Source organism: Polyangium sorediatum (genome assembly GCF_029946465.1).
Taxonomy (GTDB): domain Bacteria; phylum Myxococcota_A; class Polyangia; order Polyangiales; family Polyangiaceae; genus Polyangium; species Polyangium fumosum.
Genome location: NZ_JARZHI010000007.1, coordinates 269,757 through 291,926, shown reverse-complemented (window position 1 = coordinate 291,926; position 22,170 = coordinate 269,757). Strand labels below are relative to the sequence as shown.

At 66.3% G+C, this 22,170-nt stretch carries 16 protein-coding genes; 11 read left to right on the top strand and 5 right to left on the bottom strand.

Annotated elements, in window-relative coordinates:
* The first annotated feature begins 61 nt into the window (after nucleotides 1-61).
* The 9 genes from QHF89_RS11885 to QHF89_RS11845 all read left to right on the top strand — a co-directional run bounded on the left by QHF89_RS11885 (nucleotide 62) and on the right by QHF89_RS11845 (nucleotide 11,044).
* The gene (locus QHF89_RS11885) at nucleotides 62-709 is read left to right on the top strand and encodes a hypothetical protein (RefSeq protein WP_136969448.1); all 648 of its coding nucleotides are present in this window, start codon (nucleotides 62-64) and stop codon (nucleotides 707-709) included.
* Nucleotides 710-728: 19 nt separating this feature from the next.
* On the top strand, nucleotides 729-1,982 hold the full coding sequence (locus QHF89_RS11880; protein ID WP_136969447.1) for a YcaO-like family protein: 1,254 nt from the start codon (nucleotides 729-731) through the stop codon (nucleotides 1,980-1,982).
* Complete coding sequence (locus QHF89_RS11875; RefSeq protein ID WP_136969446.1) at nucleotides 1,979-2,746, top strand: TfuA-like protein; 768 nt, start codon at nucleotides 1,979-1,981, stop codon at nucleotides 2,744-2,746. The genes QHF89_RS11880 and QHF89_RS11875 overlap by 4 nt, the downstream gene beginning before the upstream one ends.
* A gap of 3 nt (nucleotides 2,747-2,749) precedes the next feature.
* The gene (locus tag QHF89_RS11870; RefSeq protein WP_136969445.1) at nucleotides 2,750-3,433 is read left to right on the top strand and encodes a hypothetical protein; all 684 of its coding nucleotides are present in this window, start codon (nucleotides 2,750-2,752) and stop codon (nucleotides 3,431-3,433) included.
* 63 nt (nucleotides 3,434-3,496) lie between these two features.
* The gene (locus QHF89_RS11865; RefSeq protein WP_136969444.1) at nucleotides 3,497-5,371 is read left to right on the top strand and encodes an ATP-binding protein; all 1,875 of its coding nucleotides are present in this window, start codon (nucleotides 3,497-3,499) and stop codon (nucleotides 5,369-5,371) included.
* Between the two features lie 4 nt (nucleotides 5,372-5,375).
* Nucleotides 5,376-9,002 carry an effector-associated domain EAD1-containing protein gene (locus tag QHF89_RS11860; RefSeq protein WP_136969443.1) on the top strand — a complete coding sequence of 1,209 codons (3,627 nt, stop codon included), beginning with the start codon at nucleotides 5,376-5,378 and terminating at the stop codon, nucleotides 9,000-9,002.
* A 3-nt stretch (nucleotides 9,003-9,005) separates the two neighbouring features.
* Nucleotides 9,006-9,980 (top strand): trypsin-like peptidase domain-containing protein, encoded by a 975-nt coding sequence (locus tag QHF89_RS11855; RefSeq protein WP_136969442.1) that lies wholly within the window; start codon nucleotides 9,006-9,008, stop codon nucleotides 9,978-9,980.
* Between the two features lie 213 nt (nucleotides 9,981-10,193).
* Nucleotides 10,194-10,622: an RNA polymerase sigma factor gene (locus tag QHF89_RS11850; protein ID WP_284720387.1), complete on the top strand. Its 429-nt coding sequence runs from the start codon at nucleotides 10,194-10,196 to the stop codon at nucleotides 10,620-10,622.
* Nucleotides 10,619-11,044: a transposase gene (locus QHF89_RS11845; RefSeq protein WP_284720386.1), complete on the top strand. Its 426-nt coding sequence runs from the start codon at nucleotides 10,619-10,621 to the stop codon at nucleotides 11,042-11,044. Before QHF89_RS11850 ends, QHF89_RS11845 begins: the two co-directional genes overlap by 4 nt.
* Before the next feature lie 229 nt (nucleotides 11,045-11,273).
* Here QHF89_RS11845 and QHF89_RS11840 read toward each other — a convergent pair whose 3' ends face one another.
* Nucleotides 11,274-12,143, bottom strand: coding sequence for a hypothetical protein (locus tag QHF89_RS11840; protein WP_136969439.1), 870 nt, complete (start codon nucleotides 12,141-12,143; stop codon nucleotides 11,274-11,276).
* Nucleotides 12,140-12,514, bottom strand: coding sequence for a hypothetical protein (locus QHF89_RS11835; RefSeq protein ID WP_136969438.1), 375 nt, complete (start codon nucleotides 12,512-12,514; stop codon nucleotides 12,140-12,142). The genes QHF89_RS11840 and QHF89_RS11835 overlap by 4 nt, the downstream gene beginning before the upstream one ends.
* A gap of 431 nt (nucleotides 12,515-12,945) precedes the next feature.
* On the opposite strand from QHF89_RS11835, the gene QHF89_RS11830 reads away from it, so the two are divergent.
* Entirely contained in the window at nucleotides 12,946-14,157 is a 1,212-nt protein-coding gene (locus QHF89_RS11830; RefSeq protein WP_136931707.1) for a Pvc16 family protein, read from the top strand.
* A gap of 47 nt (nucleotides 14,158-14,204) precedes the next feature.
* Nucleotides 14,205-16,145: an ATP-binding protein gene (locus QHF89_RS11825; RefSeq protein ID WP_284720385.1), complete on the top strand. Its 1,941-nt coding sequence runs from the start codon at nucleotides 14,205-14,207 to the stop codon at nucleotides 16,143-16,145.
* Nucleotides 16,146-16,169: 24 nt separating this feature from the next.
* Here QHF89_RS11825 and QHF89_RS11820 read toward each other — a convergent pair whose 3' ends face one another.
* From QHF89_RS11820 to QHF89_RS11810, 3 genes are all read right to left on the bottom strand, one after another.
* Nucleotides 16,170-17,198, bottom strand: a complete 1,029-nt coding sequence (locus QHF89_RS11820) for a DUF4157 domain-containing protein (RefSeq protein WP_284720384.1) — start codon at nucleotides 17,196-17,198, stop codon at nucleotides 16,170-16,172.
* 422 nt (nucleotides 17,199-17,620) lie between these two features.
* Nucleotides 17,621-17,794, bottom strand: a complete 174-nt coding sequence (locus QHF89_RS11815; RefSeq protein ID WP_284720383.1) for a hypothetical protein — start codon at nucleotides 17,792-17,794, stop codon at nucleotides 17,621-17,623.
* A gap of 1,423 nt (nucleotides 17,795-19,217) precedes the next feature.
* A complete protein-coding gene (locus QHF89_RS11810) occupies nucleotides 19,218-22,121 on the bottom strand; it encodes a DUF6519 domain-containing protein (RefSeq protein ID WP_136969436.1) in 2,904 nt (967 codons plus the stop codon).
* Nucleotides 22,122-22,170 lie beyond the last annotated feature (49 nt).

Here is a 22,170-nt window from a genome sequence, read left to right as displayed (position 1 = left end):
GAAGCGGCCTCGGACACCGATCGTGTGTCCATTGCATCGGAACGAAAGAAAGAGAACGAACATGACGTGCCAAATTACGCATATCGATGATCGCAGGGGTTTCGTCTTCACCATCAACCGCGAGGCCGATCCGGTCTACCAGGTGGAGTCGAGCGCCTGGACCCAGGACGCCTATCGGTGGAGCGAGAAGGAGATCCCGAAGGCGATCCGCGACAAGGTGGTCGAGCTCGAGCAGACCGGCAAGCCCGGCGCCTTCGTGCGTTTCCTCCAGGGAGACGTCGGGGTGTACGTGATCTGCGAGAAGAACATCAAGATTCTCCCCGAGCTCGCCGACATGGAGATCAGCGTCGATCCCTTCCGGGAGAACGGGAGCGGGCGAAAGCTCTCCCCCTACGACATCGTCATCCAGGCCAAAGAAGGCACGGTGCGCGCCGCGAACGGCGAGAGCCAGACGACACGCGCCGGCGATTACTACGTCATCCCTTGCCAGACGTGGGGGCGTTTCATCGTCGAGGAGCCCCACCGTCCCGATTTCGTCGAGATCACGAGGAAGATGTTGTCCCTGCTGGAGGAGCTCCACGGGCATGACTTCCTCTCCATGAGCCCCGACAAACCCGAGGAGGCCCTCCCGCCAAACCAGGCCGCGCCGCAGCCCGCCTGCTTCGGCATCACCTGCTACGTGCTCAACCTGTCCCGCTTCACGCGCTGATCCCCCCGCGAGCCCTGCCATGTCTCCCCCTCCCCCTTCCCCCGGCGCGCAGCCGGCGGTCCCCAAACGATTCACGGCCGGCACCCATCGCACCGTCTCCCCTGAGGAGACGGTGGATCGGGTCCGGCCCTTCCTCCCGGCCCTCGGCATCACCCGTATCGCCGACGTCACCGGCCTCGACAACCTCGGCGTGCCGGTGGTCATGGTCGTTCGCCCCGGTTCGCGCTCGATCTCGGTCTCCCCCGGAAAGGGGCTGACCCTGGCCGCCGCGCAAGCGTCGGGCGTGATGGAATCCATCGAGCATTGGCACGCGGAGCATATCCTGCTCCCCCTCAAGCTCGGCAGCGTCTTCGAGCTGCATTCGCACCACCTCCTCGACGCGGGTGGGTTGCCGCGTCTGTCCGTCCGGCCGTTTCACGATCACCTCCGGATGTACTGGGTGGCCGGTATGGATCTCGTTTCCGGCGCGCCCACCTGGGTTCCGTTCGAGGTCGTACATACCGATTACGCTTTGCCGCTGCTCGCCGCGAGCGGGGCCTTCGTGATGAGCTCGAACGGGCTCGCCTCGGGCAACCACCTGTACGAGGCGTTGAGCCATGCCATCTGCGAGCTCGTCGAGCGCGACGCCGCCACCTTGTGGCACCTGTCGGGGGCCGAGGCGAAGCGGCGTACCCGGCTCGATCCATCGACCGTCGACGACGCCACCTGCCGCACGCTCCTCGACCGGTTGGAGGACGCCGACGTACTCACCTGTTTATGGGAGATCACCTCCGATATCGGCGTCCCGGCCTTCTGCTGCACGATCGTCGACCGCGACCCGAATCCGCTTCGGCCCGTCGCGCCGATGACCGGATTTGGTTGCCACCCGGCTCGCGGCGTGGCGCTGCTCCGCGCGATCACCGAGGCGGCCCAGACACGGCTCACGCTGATCACGGGCGCACGCGACGACGTCCGCGCCAGCGGCCATGGCCCCGAGGACGATTTGCGCGCCGCCCGGCACTTCCTGCGTGAACACGGCGAGGCGCCGGGGCGACGTGCATTCCGCGAAGCCCCCGATCATCTGGGTGAAACCTTCGACACCGACGTCGCCTGGGAGATCGACCGCCTGCGTGCGGCGGGGTTGCATCAGGTCGTCGCCGTCGATCTCACGCGGTCCGAGTTCGGGATCCCCGTCGTGCGCGTGGTCATCCCCGGCCTCGAGCCGCCTCACGAGATTCCCGGCCTCATTCCCGGCGCCCGCGCACAAAGGCGCCTTTCGGAGCGTACGTCATGACGTTTTACATCTTCACCGGGCCCACGGTTTCCATCAAGGAAGGCGAACGATGGCTCGAAGCCGTCTTTCTCCCGCCCGCAGCCCAGGGCGACGTCTACCGGGCCGCGCTCGCCAAACCCGTCGCCATTGGCATCATCGACGGTTATTTCGAGCGTGTCCCTGCGGTCTCGCACAAGGAGATCCTGTGGGCCATGGCGCAGGGGGTGCATGTGCTCGGCGCGGCGAGCATGGGTGCGCTGCGCGCGGCCGAGCTCGCGACCTTCGGCATGGAGGGCGTGGGGACCATTTACGAGGCGTACGCGCGCGGCGACCTCCAGGCTGACGACGAGGTGGCCGTGGCCCACGCGCTTGCCGAGGAGGGCTACCGCCCGCTGAGCGAGGCGCTGGTGAACATCCGCGCGACCCTACGCGCCGCAGAGCAAGTCAGCGCGATATCCACCGCGACGAGGGTTCGATTGGAGGAGATCGCGCAGGGCTTGTTCTATCCGGACCGGTGTTATCCGATCCTGCTCCGGCGTGCGGCCATGGTCGGGTTGCCCTCCGAGCAACTCGACGCATTGCAATCCTTTCTTCGCGAGGGGCGCGTGGACCAGAAGCGCCTCGACGCGATCACGCTGCTCCGGACGATGCGCGAGCGCTTCGCCAGCGGTGTCGAGCCGAAACGGGTGGGCTACCCCTTCGAACCGACCGACGCCTGGGAGTGCATTCGCGAGCGCGCGGAGCGCGACGTTTCTGGAAAACATTTGCGAGACCATGGAGCCTGAACGATGAAATCGACGGAAATGAATGTGCCCTCGTGCCTCGGTGAGCTCATCCTCCTGCGGCTGCTCTCGCAGGGCACCGGCGAGACGCGGGCTGCGATCGAAAAGGCCCTGCGCGCAGTGCTCCAGGGCGTCATGGACCCCGAGGAGCTCCGGCGGTTGCTGCCCGACGAGCTCGGCGCCCTGGAGGCGGCCGGGCTCATTGGAGGGGTGAGGCGGTCGTCGTACGCGCTCCTGCCCAGTGGGAAGCGGTGCATTCTCGTGATCCTGAGGTACAAATCGGCCCCCACGAAGGCGAACTGGAAGGTCCTCCGGGAGCGATACTTTCTGATCTGCTTCGTCGAGCGCCTGCGCCCCACGAAACCGGCGCCGGCGCCGGCGCCCAAAGGGGTACCGCTGCCCGAGGACGACCAGGCGTTCGCCCAGCGTGTGCTCGCGGCGGCGCGCGCCACAAAGACGGGTCGGTTCGGCGACGACAAGGTGTTCATCTCGCATGTCCTTCGGCAGCTCGATGCGGATGGATTCGCGATCGGCGACGTGGGCGTTTTCAAGGATCGGCTCGTCTCCGTCAATCGCCGGGGGCTCCTGTCCCTGAATCGGGCCGATCTCATCGAAGCGATGGATCCCAAGGACGTCGACGCCTCGGAGGCCAAGTACCTCAGCGCCACGTTCCATTTCGTGCGTATCTGAAGCGGGGCGCGGGCAGGGCCACGGGCTTGTCGTGGTGATGCCGTACAACGAAGAAAGGATGGAATGAAAATCATGACGGAGCACGACGCCCTGCTCGAGGTGTTCTTGTCGAGCACCAGGAAAGACCTGTTCCACTCCGTGGAGCACCGGACCCAGATCTGGCGGGAGGATCCGTTCGACGTCGAATGCGTGCACGAGAAGGCGCGCGAGCAGTTCCAGAAGCTGCTCGCGCAGGCGACGGGCCCGCAGGGGCTCGACTCGGGCCGGATCCTCCTGCTGCTCGGGGAATCGGGCAGCGGGAAGACCCACCTCGTCCGCGCCTTCCGCAACCACGTCCACGTCCACGGGCTCGGGTTCGTCGGGTACATGCAGATGACCACGGCGATCACGAGCTACAGCCGTTATCTCGTCAGCAACCTGATCGACTCGCTCGACCAGGCTTATTACGAGTCCACGGGGACGACATCGGGCCTCTTGCGGCTGTCCACCGCCATCGCCACCCGGTGCGGCGACGTGGACGCGATCCGAGCGCTCTGCGAGGCCCCGACCCTCTCCATGCAGGAGATCGTCGACCTCGTGGAGCGCGCGGCGGACCGACTCATCGCGCATCCACGCTACGCCGACCTGGACCTGGACCTCGTCCGCGCGCTCCTCTTCCTGCAACGGCAGGACCCCGCCCTCAAGAAGCGGGTCATCAAATACTTGCGGTGTGAGGCGCTCTCGGAGCGGGACCGGAAATACCTCGGAGACATCTCGCCCAGAGTCGGCGAGGAGGACGCACAGCGGCTCGTCGAGCAGCTTGGGCGATTGATCGCTGCATTCGACAATCGCTCACTCGTTCTTTGTGTCGACCAGTTCGAGGATACGGGCTACGTGGCTGATGACGCCGAGGCGCAATTCCGGCGCGTCATGACCTCGCTCTGTGCCGTCGCTGATCAGGTCCCCTCCTCCATCATCGTCATTACCTGCCTTGGCGACTATTACCGGGTCGTCAAGCCGCGGCTCACCCGCTCGACGCTTGATCGCCTCGAGCGGGATCCACCACCCGTCGAGCTCTTCGCGCCGAGGAGCGCCGAGGAAGTCGAGAAGATCATCGCGCATCGACTCGGACACCTCTACGAGGTCTCGGGCGTCAAACCGAGGGCGGGGACGGTGGATCCCATCTACCCCTTCCCGCGCGCGATCGTGCAGCGGCTCGAGGGGCTACGTGTCCGCGACGTGCTCGACGAGTGCCAGCGGTTTCGCGAGGCGTGCATCGATGCAGGCCGGCTCGTGGAATTCGCAGGGATACCCGTGCCGGTGGTTTCTCCCCCTCCTCCGGACGGGGGGCGCATCGAGAAGGCCGAAAAGATCGAGAAGGAGAGGCTCGAGCGGGACTGGAACGATTTCCTGGTTCAGTACCGGGAGGATGGACCGGAGGTGGAGGCCGAGATCGCGAGGCTGTTCGCCTGGGCCGTCGGCGCCTGCGCCGAGGAGCTTGGCGGGAAATACCGTTTCGAAGTCGCCGTCAAGGGAGAGACGATCGACATCAAGGTCCTCGTGCCGAAGCCGAACGGCGTGCCCCGCGTCGTGGAGGAGCTCCTCGTGGCGGTGTGCAATCGTAATCCCCATGGAAATGGGTTGCGCACGCAAGCCCTGGCCGCCCGCAAGCAGGCAGGAAAGCGGACCCTCGGGCTCCTGCGTACGGTCGAGTTCCCGAAGAACCGCACCACGCAGATATGGAAGCTGCTCGACGAGATCACGCGCAGCGGAGGCCGCAAAGGTGTCCTGGAGGAGAGTGATCTCCGTAAAATCGCGGCCTTCCAGTGGTTTCGCGACGAGCACCGCGAGCGGCCCCACTTCCAGGCATGGGTGAGGGATGGGCGGCTCCTCGCACGGATTCCGGCCATCGACCATCTCCTCGCGCTCGACAACCTTCAGCGCTTCGATGTGAGGTGACGACGTGGTCAGCGAGATCATCGATTTCGAGGAGGAGCGCGCTCGACACGGCCAGGTCTTCGGGCGCGACGACGTGCTCGCCAGGCTTCGCGCCCTGCTTTACGAGGAACTCGGCCGCGGCTGGGTCCTCCTGCGAGGCGGCCCGGGGGTTGGCAAGAGCGCCATCGTCCACGTGCTGCTCGACATGCTCGCGGAGGAGACGGCGTACCATTTCATTCGACGGGGCAACAAGGGCTTGGATCGCCCCGCGGTGGTCGTGCAGAACCTGTGCGCCCGTATCGAGCGGATCTTCCCGGAGCGCGTGAACCTCGATCTGCCGATCGAGGCGCGCCTCGGCGATTTGCTCCAGCGGGTTTCGCGCAATCATCTCTTCCCCCGCGACGCGGGCCCCGAACGACGGCTGATCCTGGTGATCGACGGACTCGACGAGGCCGATTGCGACGCGTCCGGTCGATACACCCTGCCTGACTACCTCCCGGGCGTGCCCCCGCGCGGCGTCGTCATCCTCTGTATCTCCCGGCCCATGCACCCGCACCTCGGATGGCTCGACGAGCGCCGCGCGCGCGTCGTGGACCTCGACGACAGGAAATGGCAGGACACGAACGACGCCGCCATCCGGACCTTCTGGCAGTACCACGCGCCGCGTTTTTCGCCGCCGCTCGCCGAGACCTTCGTCGAAGAGGCCGTGCGGCGCGCGGGCGGCAACTGGCTCCACGCCCTCCTGCTGCTCCACTGGATCGAGGATCAGCCGACCGAGCGGCGCGTGGCGAGCAGCATCCCGAACGACCTCCCCGGTTTCCTCGGGCAGATATGGGCCGCGATCCACGAGCTGGAAGGCACGCGCCGCGATCTCGTCCTGCGGGGTCTCGGTCTCGCGTGCGCCGCGCGTGAGGCGCTGCCGGGTTCGCTCTTTGGCGAGCTGCTCGGCGGCTCGACGAGCACAGGCGAGGCGTTCCTGCGCGCGACCCGACCGTTCTTGCGCGAGGAGCAGGCGCAGTGGCTCGGCGGCCGGCTCGCCTATCAGCTCTACCACGAGTGCCTCCGTGAGCTCATCGCGGAAAGGATCGGCGATCGACGAATTTGCGAGCACCACGCCTACCTTGTCGAGAAGCTGGCGGCGTGGCCGCCCGACGAGTGGGATCCGCTGGGGCCAGCCTATGCCGTTCGCCACGCCGTCACCCATCGGCTCGAGGCCGGAAAGCTCGACGCGGCATATCGCCTCTGCGTGGACGTGAGCTACCTGGAGGCGAAATGCATCGAGCGCGGCGTCGACGAGCTCGAGCGCGATTTCGAGGCCGTGATCCAGAGCCACGGCGCGGACGTCGCCCTCGACCTCCGCGCCATCCTCGCCGCCGTGCGCGCGGACGCCGACCGTCTCCGCGAGCATCCGGGCTCGCTGCCGGCGCTGCTCTACAATCGCCTGCGTTGCGCGGGCTGGTCTCCCACGCGGATCGAGCAGGTCCTCCACGTCGACGAGGACCTGCCGCGGCTGCGCTTGTTGCACGGCGTGCGCCTGCGGCCCACACGCCTCCGGATGTTGATCGGCCACGACAATTCTATCGTCGCCTGCGCCGCGGCGCCGGATGGGCGCATGTTGGTGTCGGCCTCGACGGATGGCAGCCTTCGCTTATGGGACCTCCGTACGGGCGATTGCGTGGCGAAGCTCAAGGGGCATGACGACGAGCTCACCGGATGCGTGGTGACGCCCGATGGCCGGTATGCCATCTCCACGTCCGGGGACGCGACGGCCAAGGTGTGGGATCTTGCGGCGCGCCAATGCATCGATACCTTCCGGAATGACGGTCGATCGGCGACTGCCTGCGCGGTCCGGCCGGACGGCCGCCGCCTGGTGATAGGTTCGGACAACGGGACCCTTGCCCTATGGGATCTCGCCGCGCGGCGGCGCATGGCCACGCTGCGAGGGCACGACGGGTACGTGACTGCGTGTCTCTGGACCCCGTCGGGTCACATTGTTTCCGCGTCGCGTGATCAATCGGTGCGGATCTGGGACCCCGACACGGGCACGTGTCTGCACAAGCTGGTGCACACGGAGGCGCCACCCCCACCCATCGGGCGGGGGAACGAAGAGCAGGGTTGGATCAACGCGATTGCATTGCTGCCGGACGGAAAGCACATCCTCGCGGCTGCGGGGGACGGCTCGCTACGTCGATGGGATCTCGCGTCGGGGCGCTGCGCGCAGCCCTTCGGCGCTGGACAGGGGCGCGTGGATGCGTGCGCGCTTCTCCACGACGGCCGCTACGTGCTCTGCGGGATGGAGGATGGATCCCTCGTCATATGGGACGTCGCAAGGCAAAAGCGAGTTCTCCGCTTTTCGGCGCACGAGGGGGCCGTGTCCTCGATGGCCGTTACGGCGGACGGGCAGCGCATCCTGTCGGCGGGCAGCGACCGCTCGATCCGGCTCTGGGATCTCGGCGGCCCCGAGAGCCTGGCCTCGCCGGACGGCCATGACGCGTCGGTGAACGCGTGCGCCCTGACGCCCGATGGGCGCATCGCCGTCTCGGCCTCGGAAGATCGGACGCTGAAGATCTGGGACGTCGAGACAGGGGTTTGTCTCGATACGTTCACGGGCCATTCCGAGCCTGTCACGGCGTGCGCCATTTCCACGGAGGGAGGGCGTGTGCTTTCGGGGGCGCGCGACGGGAGTGTGCTCTCGTGGGACCTCCGGGCAGATCGCGCCGAGGCTCCTGCGGACCGCAGCAGCTTCGTGCTCGTGGGCGGCTGCGCGGTTTTGCCGGACGGCAGGACCATCACGGCTTCCCACGCCCCCGAGGGAGCGCTTTTGCTCCGAGGCCCCAATGATCTCACGCGGGCCGTGGAGATCGCCGTGCACGGCGGTGCGGTGGAGGGCCTCGCCCTCACCCCCAACGGAATGGCCATGGCCATTGCAGGGGACGGCTCGGCGTACATCCTGGATGTCGCCACGGGCCAATCCGTATCGCTGCTCCCTGCACCGACGGCGCGACCTCTTTGCGGCGCGCTGACCCCGGATCTCCGGCGCGCGGTCCTCGCGCGGCAGGACGGCACGCTGGAGCTCATCGATCTCCGCAGCAGGCACGTCGTGGCCACCCTCCCGGGCCACGCGCGTCGGGTCCTCGGCTGCGCGGTGTCGGCGGACGGCAAACGCGTGTACACGGCCTCCGAAGACGGGACGCTGCGCGTCTTCAGCCTGGAGACACGCAAGTGCATCGCGACGCTCCACGGGACGTCCGGATTTCGGTGTGTCGCCGAGGCGCATGGGCGTATCTGCGCCGGCGACGACGAGGGCAATTTGTGGATGATCATCGACGAGACGGGAGCGGAGGCGCCTCCGCCCCGAGGCGCGCTCTCTTTGCCCCCCGAGGCGCGGCTCCGGGACGCCTTGGCCAGGCTCTACGATTCCGACGGAAAAGCCGCCGTCCTCCTTCGCGACATCCAGATGGACGTCACGCAGATCGTCCAAGGGGGGAGCCTGCGGGAGAACTGGGACGCGATATGCGCGGAGGCGAAAAAGCAGAAACGCCTCGAAGCCCTGCGCCTGCGGGCGCTGAACGACTACCCCGCGGATGAGGAACTCCAGGAGCTTTCGGGGCGCTTTCCGGACAGCAAGGGTTCGAAACAAGGACGAGGATGAACCATGAAGCTCGATTTACGTATCCTTCGTGAGGTGCTGGCCTGGAAGTATCCCACAGACGACGAGGCGCGACAGTTCGTGCGCAACGTCGGGCTCAATCCGATCCGGATCAAGTTCCATGACCGCGCCGATCTCACCTGGTTCAGCATTCTGGAGGAGGCCTCCCGGCAGGGCGAGCCTCGCGTGCGCGCGATCCTGATGCACGCGCTCGAGCAGTATCCCGAGGACGAGGCATTGCAACGGCTCCTCCGCGGGGACGATGTTCGTTCGACCGCGGGCCAGGACATCGCCTCGCTCCCCTGGCGCGGCCGCGGCGGCCAGACGCTCGAGAAGCTCCTGGGAAAGCAGAGCGCGCTGGTCCACGTGAACTTCCTCGAAGTCGGCGTGCGTCGTGCCCAGGCCGTCGCGCGTATCCAGGGCGCCGACGGCTCGCTCGGGACCGGCTTTCTGGTGACCGGCGACTTCCTCGTCACGAATCACCACGTCCTTCCCGACCGGGGCGCCGCCGCCGGTGCGCGCGTGCATTTCAACTACCAGAAGACCGTCGATGGCCACGATGCGGCGGTGGAGGAGCTGCGGCTCGATCCCGATGCTTGTTTCGTCACCTCCCGCGAGGACGACTGCACGATCGTGAAGGTCCTGGGGAGCCCGTCGGCGCGGTGGGGCGCCATCGAGCTACGAACGGCCGAGGTCCGCGTCGACGACCGCGTCAACATCATCCAGCACCCGGGCGGCGATCAGAAGCAGCTCTCGTTTTTCCACAACCACGTGGTCCACGTGGGCCATGGGCGCGTGCAATACCTGACGGATACGCTCCCCGGCTCCTCCGGAGCACCCGTGTTCGACAAGGACTGGCGGCTCGTGGCGCTGCACCACAGCGGAGGCTGGATCACCGAGCCGGGCTCGGGAGACCGCTTTTTTCGGAATGAAGGGATTCACGTCGATCGGATCATCGATGTGTTCCGTCAGGCACGCTGAGCATCCATCGGCTCGTTTGTCGTCTCCCGGCTCGTCCCGCCTTAGGTTTGTCGCCGCGCTTGCCCCCGACGTGGCAGCCGCGGTAGCGTGCGCGTCATGCGTCAGACGTTGCGTGTGGGGCTCGTGCTCGTGGCAGGGTTTGCAGGCGCTGCGGGATGCGTACGACGTCACGCGGCCGAGGCCGCCTGCGGAGGAGGTCGACCGCGTCAAAGCATGGTTGTTTCGGCTGGTGCACCTGCGCGCGAAAGCACACTGGAAGCAGCAAAAGAGGCGGGCGCTGGAGACGTTATGGGACAACCCGACGACGTCGATGCGGTCGCCGCGCCCATCCATGACGTGGTGGATGTGGCCGAGCGCGAGTGGTTCCGGCTGGGATTGGAGGGTCTGTCCCCGGAGCGGCGGGAGCTCGTGCTTTCGTGTTGCGTCGAGGGCGTGACCGTCCGGGAGCTCTCGTCCGGGCAGGGCGTCAATGAGAATACGCTTTCCTCGTGGCTGCAGCGGGCGCGAGAGGAGCTGCGGATGCGGCTGCAGGACTTGCTCGACGATTCCAAGCGGCGGCTGGGCATGCTGCTGCCGTTTGGATGCTTCGGTTTGGGTTCTGCGGACGAGGAGATGCCGGCGCGGAGCGAATGGCGCGGATGAGCGCGCATGTCGCGGCTGTCACGCTGTCGCTTCGAGACGGGTGGAACAAGCGTTGGCGCGCGTTGCCGCTGTATGCCGTGCGCATCCTCGAGACCAGCAGCGTGCCTGCGGGCGAGCCTCGCATCGATTGGCTGCTGTACACCAACCACCCCGTGGAAACGCTCGAGGACGCGTTGCTGGTCGCCCATGGTTACAGCCAGCGCTGGCGCATCGAGGACTTTTTTCGGACGTGGAAGACGGGCCAGTGCAACGTCGAGTCCACGCAACTTCAAGGGATCCAACAAGTCAAAATCTGGGGCAGCATGCTCGCAGCCATCGCCACACGCACCGAACGCCTCAAGCACCTCGCGCGCACCCAACCCGACCTGCCAGCCTCCAGCAGCAGAGATGCTGCGAGTCCTCAGGGAGAATGGGCTTGTTAGATGAGACCAGTGCTCAGGGCTGTGCCTGGTCCGGGGTCGAGGGGGCGGACAGCCCCCCGCAGGGTCCGGGGCAGCGCCCCGGCGCGAAGGCTTGCGATGAGACCAATGCTCAGAGGACGCGACGGAGGGGGTCGAGAGCGCGGGGATGATCGCGATCGGCGGCTGGCGGGAGCGGGGGTGAGCGCGATCAGGGGAGCCCGAGCGTTCCTTGCCCCGCGTGAATGAGGTATCAACCGCCCTCGGGCGCGCCCACCGGCTGTACCTTGGCGACGAACTCGGCCACGGCGAACCAGTTCCGGTTGTCGACCCCCTTCGAGCTGCATTCGTACCGGACCGTCCGCCACGCGCCCGACGTGATGTCCTCCCGGAGCTCTGCACCCGCGAGGCCATTGCGTCGTCCCATCCACGGGTGCGTGAGCGTCCCGGCCTGGTATTGCCGCACGATCTCTTCGCCTGTCCACCGGGCTTCCGCATTCGCGCCGAACACCATTTCGCGTTTGGCCAGGAGGGCTGGGTACCGTGCCAGGGCCACCCGCAGCACCTCGACGAAATACGGCGCGCCCACGTCCGCGTAGACATCGAGCAATGTTTCCCACGTGATCGTTCGGACCGACAATCCCCCCACCCGCCGCGCGAGCCCCTCGGGGAGCAACGCGACATGGGCGACGTTCTCCTGCGCGACGCCGAGCTTGTCCCGGAGATACGCCACAATCCCCGCCTGCGCGCGGAGCTGCTCTTCGAGGTCCGCGGCTGAAGGCTGATCGTACATCTTCGCCTCGATGGCGAGCAGCACGCGGCGCGGGCCGTTCACGTAGACGAGGACGTCGGGGGTGTCGCGGGTCGTCGGTGCATCCGGGAATCGACGTTCGGCCTCTTCACCGAGCAGCGATTCCACGAAGCCATATTCCGTGAAAAACTGGATGTTCGCCCGGCGGGGGCTCCCGTCGACCTCCACGCGCCCGAGCCCCGCGAGCTCGGTGAGCCGTCCGAAGTGCGCGAAGTCGTGCGCGCAGACGAGCATCGGGAGGACGGTACCCGTGAAATACCGCTCTTTTCGATTGAACGGCAGGCCCGTGTCCGCGAGCGTTTCGATGCTCATGTCTCGCTCTTCCCCTGCCCCTCGGCACGATGCTCGCTGATGACTTCGATCGTCCCGACGATGGCGTCGTTGAAGGCTTCGAGTTCCTCCGCGGGGATCCAGTATTCAGCGTGGATCTTCGAGCCGACGACGTGGACGTCGTACTTCGTGAGGAAGTCCGACCGGACCTCGAACCTCGTCACGTATCCGACCGCGCCTTGCGCCGTGTTCCATCGGCTCGCGATCTGGACGGCGTACGCCTCGTTGCAGACGGGGTAGAAGATCGGCTGATCCGGCAGGCGGGGTGGAAAGCGGCGGGAGCCGCTCGCCGCGATGAGGTCGAGCTCGGCTTGGCCAACGGGGCGGTAGAGGGTCGTGGTGGAGGCGTGCACGAAGGCCACGATACACCTTCGGAGAGGCGTGGCCAACCGGGTCGAGTGCGTCTGCCTGCGGTCACCTCACCCAGGCGTTCCTCGATTTCCGAGGGTGCTTTTGTCAATGCAACGAAGCCCCGCAGATCATCTGGGCGCTTGGACGACTTCGATCGCAAGTTTCGTCTTCGCTCGGAGACCGTCGATCACTTTCCCGTGGTACGCACCGTCGACCCAGACCCGCTCCAGCTTGGGGGACTCGCGGATTGCGTGGTGGGAGCAGAAGCCGCGCGAGCCACGGGATGAGCCGCGGTGCGGGGGCGCTTCGTAGGGAATCCGATTCGGCGCGCATTGTCAACATGAGGATTGCATTTGGAGACGCGGCGTGCGATCTTGTCTCGGCTTGCGCCGCAGGTCCGCGGTCCTGAAATCTTACACGCTCCCGGTGCCCGATGAGCAATACATTCGCGATCGCCAACGTCACCGCTGCGCTTCGGAACAGGCTCTTCAACGCGCTCCAGAAGCACACCGACCTCGCCGGCACAGCCGTCTCGACGCTCCCGCCGGACAGGGCCAACGTCGACGATGAGGCAAGCCGGCTCAATTTATTCCTCTACCACGTGGTTCCTGCCGCGTCGTGGCGTAACCAGACCACGCCGCAGCAGGTCAAGCCCGGGGAGACCGGATACCCACCCCTGGGGCTGACCCTGCATTACGTCGTCAGCGCCTTCGGCCCCGAGGGCGACGACGTCCTCGCCCACCGTATGCTCGCCGTGGGCATGGCCGCGCTCCATGATCAGCCGCTTCTCAGCCCGGCCGAGCTCAAGACGGCGGAACCCAAGAGCGACCTCGATCTCCAGGTGGAGCGAGTTCGTATTACCGCGCAGCCCCTCACGACGGAGGAGATGTACAAGCTCTGGAGCGCATTTCAGACGAGCTACCGCGTCTCCGCCGCGTACGAGGTATCCGTCGTGCTGCTCGACAGCGAAAAGCCCATCAAGGCTCCCCTCCCGGTCCTCTCGATCGGATCGGGCGGTGGCGTGCAGGCCGATCTCCTGCCCCCCTACCCCACCCTCGCGACGATCGCACCGGCGACGCCGCGCGGATATGCCCTTCTCGGCGACATCCTCACGCTCACGGGCCATCACCTCGCCGACGACCCGGCCAGCACGGTTTTGGTGCGCTTTTCGCATCGACTCTGGACGACACCCGTCGATCTGCCCGTCGATGCCGTCAGTGCGACCGAAGCCACGGTCACGCTTCCCGATGCCCCCGCTGCGTGGCCTGCGGGCCTGTACACGGTCTCCATCGTGGTCACCCATCCGAGCCAGCCGACGCGGATCACGAATGGGCTTCCTCTCGCGTTGGCCCCCAGGATTTCGTCGGTCCCGTCGAGCCCCGTCAGCCGCGATTCCGAGGGGATCGCATTGCTGCCGCTGACCGTGAGCCCCGACGTCCGGCCCGGGCAGTCCGTCCTTTTGCTCCTCGGGACCCAAGGGATCACGCCGCCTGCAATCACCGCGCAAACGGACTCCATCACGTTCGCCGCCACGTCGCCGGGCACATTTTACCTCCGGCTCCGCGTCGATGGCGTCGACAGCCCGATCGTGCTCGGCGGCCCCCCGCCCTCCTTCGATCCGTCCCTCGAGGTGACGATCCTATGACGGGTGCGGCGGATGCCGATTGGTCCGAAGCCAACCGGCGTCATCTTATGGCATCGGTGGCGGTCGTTCGCGAGCGGCTCAGGCTCTTCGCCGAGCGCGCGGGCGCGCCGAGCACGCCTGCGGCGGACGGCGGATCGCTCGATTTGCTCGAACGTGCGCGTGAACAGGCCCGGAACGAGCTCTCGGCGCCGGCGGCGATCGAGCGAATCGCGGCAGCGTTCGAGCTCTCCTCGTTCGAGCGCGACATCCTCTTGCTTTGCGTCGGTGTCGAACTCGATCCCGGGCTCGCGGGGTATTGTGCGCTGCTCCAGGGCGATCGCAGCCGCGTCCGCCCCACCTTCGAGGTCGCGTTGTCCGCGCTCCCCGATTCGCACTGGAGTGCGCTCACCCCGGAGCGGCCCCTCCGCAGGTATCGGCTCATCGAGATCATGGCCGGCCCGACCCTGACGGCGAGTCCCCTTTGCGTCAGCGAGCGAATCCTGCATTCGCTCGTGGGCATCGATCAGCTCGACGAGCGCCTCGGGCTGCTGCTCGCGCCGGAGTTCGGTCCCCGAGCGCTTGCGCCGACCCATCACGCGCTCGCAGCCGATATCGTGCAGCTCTGGTCGAGAGCCGCGCCTTCGTCATGGCCTGTGGTAGCGCTTTCCGGGGACGAGAGGTATGAAAAGCTCGGCGTCGCGACCAGCGCTGCCGCCGCGCAGGGATTCACCCTCCATGTCCTCCACGCGGCGGATTTGCCGTCGTCGCATGCCGAGCGGGACGAGCTCCTGCGTCTGTGGGAGCGCGAGGCACGCCTCTCGCCCAGCGCGCTTTTCCTCGATTGTGAGGAGATGGAGGCGCCGGGCGCCCTTCGGGTTGCGCACTCCTTCGCGGATCGATGCTGGGGGGCCGTTTTTCTCGCGAGCCGATTCCCTGCTCGGCTGGAGCGCCGCGCGGTCACCTCGTTCGAAGTGAGCAAGCTCCGCGCGACGGAGCAACGGCTCGTCTGGCGCGAGGCGCTTGGTCCTGCCGCGAAGGTGCTCGAGGGTCATCTCGACACCTTGGTCGCGAGCTTCAACCTCGGCGCGGGCAGCATCCAGACGCTCGGGCACCAGGTATCGGCGCATTTCGAGAGCGAGGGCGCCGAAGGCCTGGCGGTGCGGCTATGGGAATCGTGTCGGGCGCGCGCACGTCCGCGCCTCGATGATCTCGCGCAACGCATCCCGTCCACCGCAGGATGGGACGACCTCGTGCTCGCGCACGACGAGCTCGATACACTCCGCACCCTCGCGGCGCAGGCCCGTCAGCGTTATCGGGTCTACGAGAGCTGGGGGTTCGGTGAAAAGAGCGCCCGCGGCCTCGGCATCGGCGTGCTGTTCGCCGGCGTGAGCGGTACCGGGAAAACCATGGCCGCGGAGATCCTCTCACGCGAGCTCGGGCTCGACCTCGTCCGGGTCGATCTGAGCCAGGTGGTGAGCAAATACATCGGCGAGACGGAAAAGAACTTGAGCCGCATCTTCGACGCGGCAGGCGAGGGCGGCGCGCTCCTCCTCTTCGATGAGGCCGACGCGCTCTTCGGCAAGCGGAGCGAGGTCAAGGACAGCCACGATCGGTATGCCAACATCGAGGTGAGCTACTTGCTCCAGCGCATGGAAGCGTATCAGGGGCTCGCCATCCTCACCACGAACATGAAGAACGCGCTGGACACCGCGTTTCTGCGGCGGCTCCGGTTCGTCGTGACGTTTCCATTTCCCGACGCGCAGCAACGCGCGGAGATATGGCGACGGGTCTTCCCGCGGAAGACGCCCACCGAGGGGCTGGACTGGCAAAAGCTCGCGCGCCTCAGCGTGACCGGGGGAAACATCCGGAACATCGCGGTGAACGCGGCCTTCCTGGCGGCGGATGCTGGCGATCCCGTGCGGATGGAGCACCTGCGCCGCGCGGCGAGCGCCGAATGCCTCAAGCTGGAGAAGCCGGCGCTCGTCGCGGAGATCGCAGGGTGGGCGTGAGGTTGCCTGGCCAAAGAGGGCAGGTCAAGGCGCGGCGGGTCTATTCACCTTCTTGACGATCAGCGAGACCGGGCCTCCGAACTTGAGAAGCTCGGTCCAGAACGGATCGCTCTGGATCTTGATACATCCACTCGTGGTGTTGCCGGTCGTGCCACCATGGATGAAGAAGCCCGACCGGGGGGCTTTGCCCTTGAAATACTTGACGCCCTCGATGGCAATCCGCTTGCTTCCCCATACCACCTGCACTTTGGGTTCCTCGATGCGCTGGAAGCCCTTGTCGATGCCCAATGCACCCTGCACGCCGCCATTTTGGAAGGCGCGGACCGTCGGCATCACGATGTTGGGGCTCAGCGTATACGCTCCATCGGGAATCGGACCTTCATTCTTGACTGTTTCGTCACTGATGTTTGCATGGCCGGAGTATGCCGCCGTCGAGACCAGGGTCTTCCCTTCACGACGCAGGAAGAGACGCAATCCATCGAATATCACGCCGTTTGGATAGAGGTCGAGCTCGGGCTCCTTGATCGCCTCGGCGGTGCTCGGGACGGGCCATGTGAGCCATGGATAGTCGCGCTTCAACTGCTCGATCTCCTCCACCTCTTTCTTCTCCTTCGCCTGCTCCTTGAACCAAGCTGGCCATTCTTCGATGGGCAGATTGGCAGGAGGGCCTTCCTGCCGCGCGAGCGTTGGACCCGTCCGCACGTTCGGACGCTCGATGGGCCTGCCGGACAGGAGGCTCCTCGAGACTTGTTCTGCTTCGCGCTCGTGAGCCCGTGAGGCCGGCTCGTCCCTCTTGGGGCCGCGCTGCTGGATGACGTGCGTGAGCTCGTGGGCGAGAACCGACCAGCGCCCCGGACCGTGCGGCCCGCAGGCGCCCGTATCGAGCACGACGTGCTCGCCGTGGGTGTATGCGACGGCGCCGATACGACGGGCGGACTGGGCTGCCCGCGCATCGGCATGGATACGCACACCTTCAAAATTGCTCTTGAACCTTGGCTCGAAAAAGGAGCGTGTCGTTGCGTCGAGAGGCTGGCCGCCGTCGGAACGAAGCACGTCGTCGACGACAGGGGGGATTTCCCCTGTCTCCTGCCCCGCTCGCGTCTCGGGGGCCCGCGACGGCCCGGAGACCGCTGGGCCTCCTCGGCTTCGTTCTGCAGGCTCGTGCTCGGAGAAAACAGAGAAGGACGGGCGCGTCTGGAGCAAACCAGCGCTCGTCGAAGTCTGCTCGGGGGAACCTACCTGCTTCGTGGCTTCGACTCCCGCCTCTCTCGTGCGCGCCGTCCTTGCATGGCCGAAGCCGGAGCGGAATGTCGGAGCCGGGGTCGGTTGCCTCGAGGTTCTGTGCGTGTGCGTGAAGCTCATAAGATATGTCCCTCCTCGACCGTTGTGCGTGTCAGCGCGATATTCTCAGGGGCCGTGTGCCGTCTTCTCCGGGCGCACGGTCGGCGCCGGCTGGCCTCGTCAGGGGAATGTGATCACATGGGCAGCCAAAGGCTCGGCACCTTCGACGGCGCCCGCAGTCCCCGTGTCACGTGCGAGCGCGATTGCATAACATCGCGCCATGTCGCACCCGGCGAAAGCAACCCCATCGGCTCGAGCGTCGACGCGCGCAGGAGCGACTGTGCTGCTGGCCGGATCGAGAACTGCATGCCCCAATCCTCCTCCCTCGATCGCAAAAGCAAGAATGAACCGCGGTCCGCTCCATCCACCCCAGAAGTGGCCAGGCTTCGTACCCGGCGGCAAGCGCGCGAGCTCCGGGGCCGTCACGCGCGTGCGTCCGGTCGCTCGCTCCACCACCATGGCCTCCACGACGGTGTCCTTCCAATCTGCATTCTGCGAAAGATCGGACCGGCGCGGCAGCTTCGATGGCAGCCGGCGCGTGCCCGCGATTCCCACGAAGTCACCCGTCGCCCGCAAGACTTCCAGATTGATCGCGGTCGATTCGCCTGCGAGCGCGCCTGGGCCTTCGTCTTCGGTCCCGTGGATTCGAAGCATTCGCGCCTGCGCCGGTGGCTGCCACGTGCGCAGCGCGAGCTCACCATGACAACAACTCCGGGCCTCGACCAGCGTGTCGTCCTCAGCCGAAAGCTGAAAATGGCATGGGCACGGCGGAGGATCGTAGCGGGGTAACTGCACGGGCGCGGCCGCGTGCTCCGATGAACCCCCGACGGAGGCACGATTCTCGGCAATGAGGAAGACGCGGTGGGGACCGCAAAACATTCCCGCGCTGTCTGCACCTCCAGCAAGCAGCGCGCTCGGTACCTGGGGCGGTCGCGCATCGGGCAAGAACGGTGCGACGAGCGCTCTCCAGGGGTGCGGATGGAGGGGATCCTCCTGGGCGGCGGCTCCTGGCGTCGGAGCGGTATAAGCGACTCCGTCGAGCGTCGCGCAGACGCTCGCGCGCTCGTCGATGCTCACCGGATCGATGGCAGAGAGGGGCTCGGTTCCGTTCCCGTGGAAGCGGTAGAGCACCTGCTTTCCCGTCCCGCCTGCGGAGGTCGTGGCCACCACGGCCACGCCCCCGCTTCCGGCGAACAACTGAAGCTCGCTCACCCGTTCGACCTCGCCGAGCGTGCGTAGGACCGCGGTCCGTTCGAGCAACCCTGCCGCTGCTGGCGCGCGGGCGAGGACGAGGCGCTCGCCGTCGTGCTCCTTGCCGGCAAGAAAGAGCTCACCGTTGTGGTAGGTGGCTGCCAGGGGGGGACGCAGGCGCAGGGGAGCGCTGGGCGGCGCTGTCCCTGCCGTCGGGGGGGCGGGGGCCGTGCCAGGCGGCGGAGACGCGGACGGGAGCGGAAGGGTGCTGCTCGAAGCGGCGGCGGATGCTGTCTCCGAGCTGCGCGAGCACGCCATGAGGAGCAGGCATGGCGCGAGCGCCGCCGCCCAGGTCTGCTCCTGTCGTGGATTGCGACGGCTCGACGGCCGAGCGGATCCTTCATCGTCCAGGTACATGCGGCGACATTTTACGTCGGGATCGAGGTGACGTCCAATCCGTTTGGCTCGGCCGCGAAGCACGCGGCGGAGTTCATACCCGGAGGCATCGACCTTGGATCCTCTGGGTTCGATGGGAGTGGCTCATACCGGCGGCGGGACCTCTTCATGGTTGAAGAATTGCCAAGGGAAGTACGTTCCTGCGAACGTCTCGCGTTTGGGCAACACCGACGCCAATCGGAACACATTGCCCGTGATGGCGGCGCGCCTCTGTTCCTCCGATTCCGGCAACATCACGAGGCTGAGGCCCGATCCGGCCGAGGTACCGTTGCGCATGATGTTCCCCTGGACCGTGGCGCGTCCCACCTGGAAGAGCATCACGACCGCCGTTCGGGTGTCGCACGTCATACGATTCATGCCGATGAACACCTCGCCGGCGGGCTCGGGAGGCTCGCTTGGCTCGGGAGGCGGCGCCCACACGAGCAATGCCGCGCCCGAATCCGAGTCCGACTCGATTTCGTTCCCGCTGACATGAAGGACGAGCCTTCCCTGCGTCACCTCCTCCAAAGTGGTGTCTTCGACGTAAACCAGCAGTTCCCGCAGCGAGGTGAACGGCAGGGGCCCCATGATCTCCGTGCTGGTGGGCGGGATGGCGCCGCTCGGGAGGGGGTAGGCTCGTGCGATCGCTCCGCCCTCGTCGAGAGCTAAATTCCGGCGTAGATTCTGCAGTCTGCTGATGGCCGTCGCGGCCGACGCTCCATCGATGTGGGAATCGATGGTCTCTTCCCTCGCGCTGAGAGCGGAGTCCGAGACGAACCATGCGTCAGTCGACAGCAGCAGCACACCCGAGCCGCACGCGTCGACACGATTCGCTTCTACGCGAATCCTGCGGTTGTCGCCGTGGAACACGGCTGCGGCCGCCGTGAGGCCTTTGAAAGCGTTTCCACGAACCACCGCATCGTCGAGGCGAGCCGGGAGCGACCATACGTCAGCCGTCGCCGGTTCGCTACGCTCCGGCGAGGGGGGGGTATAATCCTCGATCGTGGTTGCCGGGGCGTGCAGGCAACCATAGTAGTATTTCTTGAATGCGCCGGCGGGAGGTACATCCCGGATGAATCGATTGTCTTGCACCTCGAGCCCTCGCACGTTGCCCGTGACGAAGAGGCCTGCGGCGAAGGCAAAGTCTTCCTCCGCCACGTAGATTTCATTGTACTGGAACACGCAGTCGCGGATGGTGATGTTCTTGCTTTCGATGCCGTTCGAGCTGACCAGCCGTACGCCGACGGCCACCTGGAGTGTGCGCAGGTCGATCTCCTCCCCGTCCTCCGCCGCCGCCGTATAGAGCGACGACGGCGTAAAGTAGCCGAAAGACGCACCCGCTCCCTCGAAATGCACGCGCGGTAGAATGAAGCTCAAGCCGCGCAAGGTCACGGACGAAGTGTCGACGAGCACGACGAGCCCGTCGACGAAGTCATGTTGGAACGACGTGTTCGCCCGGAGGACAGCGCTGTTCTTGATGCAACCCTCGATCGTCAGCCCTGCATGGTCCGACCCGAGCCGCAAGGGGGCATTGAGAACGTACACGCCGGGTAGCAGACAGAGGCGCACTGCGACGCCGCTATCCAACGTCGGTATGAAGCCATCGATGAGCTCCTGGAGCCCTGCGCCGCCCTCCACGTCCTCGGGCTTCACCGTCACCGTGCAGCAGCCCCCTCGCCGGCGCGTCAGCTCGACGAGATTATCGAAATGCTGGCGGCAATCCTCGGTGATGACCAGACCTCCGTCGGTCAGGCGCACCACGCCGAGAGGACATATCCACTGCCGCGGTCCATCGGGCGGCTGCGGACCCTCGTTGTAGCGCTCCGGGAAGATCTTGGTCGGCGCGGCGGGCCGCAGCGCGATCATCCAGTAGTCGCCCTTCACGAAGAAGTCCTCCGGTGCGCTCAGCGTCACCTGGAGACCCGTATCCCCGATCGGCGTGGCCGCGTCCGGCGTGAAGTCGAGCTGCTCCTCCCATACCCTCACGAAGAGCGCACTCGACGTAATGGCCTCCGGATATCCGTCGGGGAGCGCCACGCCGATCTTGATCGTCTTGTCGACGGGATTGTATTGCGCCTTGACCTGCGTGATGACACCACCCTGGGCGGCAATGTAGTTGTCGTCGCCGAGGTCTGCGCTCGCGACCAGCACTTCCACCCATTGATCGATGCGCGGCTGGTGTTGTGCATCCACGGGGCTCGACGCGAGCGTGAGCACACTGGTGTCCGTCGCCGTGTCGATCGTCACCTTGGTGACACGGTAGAGGAAGGATGCGTTGTCGTAACCCCAGAGGATCTGGTTTTGGCTGCACACCTTCACGCGGATGAGCTGGTTCTCTGCGCCCAGATAGCCAGCCTGGGCCGTGGGCGAGCACTCGTCGGGCGGCGGGGACGGTGGCACGAACGTCGCGGCGAGCGTGGCCTTCGACCCGACGCGCATGGTCTTCGGGTCGAAATATAGACCTGCCAGCTCTTCGAACTGCTCCAGCATGTGGTCGAACGCGCTCTTGCAGGTCGGTGCGAACGGGATATTGTGCCGCAAGAAGTGCTGCTGGAGGCGCGTACGTTGCGCAGTGTCCGGGCCGCCGAGCGCCACCTCCCGCAGGCGACGATCCTCGACGGCGCTGACCTCCCGCTCGATGAGGTGGAGGCTGATCTGCGCGTAGGCCATGCTAGGCAAAGGTGCGTCCTCGAGCCAATCGAGCTGTTTCGAATAAAAGACCCCCGGCGACGGCAGGAACACGCGCATTCCGCCGACATACATCGTTCCGGGTCCGATATGAATGTCCTGCGGCGCGCCCTCCTCGGGCGCCTGGATGCTCAGCTTGTAGCCGTCATCGGGGGTCCCGACCGGACCCACGAAATCGAGCGCCTCCTTCCGGAGCTCCTCGGTCGTGATTTCCTGCGCCTCGTTGAGGTCTGCCTCGATGACGGCGCGGCCCTGCTGCGCAATCACCCGTCGGTACTGCCTGCCTTCGTCGTACGTTCGTCGTGCGATGTCGCTGCCCATGGTTGCCTTCCCTGCTGCCGCGTCGCAACCTGGCGATCGGACGATCGTC

Bases quoted from the DNA above. Each gene is read 5' to 3' on its own strand.
- QHF89_RS11830 (WP_136931707.1), top strand. From the start codon at position 12,946: ATGAGCAATACATTCGCGATCGCCAACGTCACCGCTGCGCTTCGGAAC.
- QHF89_RS11870 (WP_136969445.1), top strand. From the start codon at position 2,750: ATGAAATCGACGGAAATGAATGTGCCCTCGTGCCTCGGTGAGCTCATC.
- QHF89_RS11845 (WP_284720386.1), top strand. From the start codon at position 10,619: ATGAGCGCGCATGTCGCGGCTGTCACGCTGTCGCTTCGAGACGGGTGG.
- QHF89_RS11825 (WP_284720385.1), top strand. From the start codon at position 14,205: ATGGCATCGGTGGCGGTCGTTCGCGAGCGGCTCAGGCTCTTCGCCGAG.
- QHF89_RS11855 (WP_136969442.1), top strand. From the start codon at position 9,006: ATGAAGCTCGATTTACGTATCCTTCGTGAGGTGCTGGCCTGGAAGTAT.
- QHF89_RS11815 (WP_284720383.1), bottom strand. From the start codon at position 17,794: ATGCAGTTCTCGATCCGGCCAGCAGCACAGTCGCTCCTGCGCGCGTCG.
- QHF89_RS11875 (WP_136969446.1), top strand. From the start codon at position 1,979: ATGACGTTTTACATCTTCACCGGGCCCACGGTTTCCATCAAGGAAGGC.
- QHF89_RS11810 (WP_136969436.1), bottom strand. From the start codon at position 22,121: ATGGGCAGCGACATCGCACGACGAACGTACGACGAAGGCAGGCAGTAC.
- QHF89_RS11850 (WP_284720387.1), top strand. From the start codon at position 10,194: ATGGTTGTTTCGGCTGGTGCACCTGCGCGCGAAAGCACACTGGAAGCA.
- QHF89_RS11840 (WP_136969439.1), bottom strand. From the start codon at position 12,143: ATGAGCATCGAAACGCTCGCGGACACGGGCCTGCCGTTCAATCGAAAA.
- QHF89_RS11885 (WP_136969448.1), top strand. From the start codon at position 62: ATGACGTGCCAAATTACGCATATCGATGATCGCAGGGGTTTCGTCTTC.
- QHF89_RS11865 (WP_136969444.1), top strand. From the start codon at position 3,497: ATGAAAATCATGACGGAGCACGACGCCCTGCTCGAGGTGTTCTTGTCG.
- QHF89_RS11880 (WP_136969447.1), top strand. From the start codon at position 729: ATGTCTCCCCCTCCCCCTTCCCCCGGCGCGCAGCCGGCGGTCCCCAAA.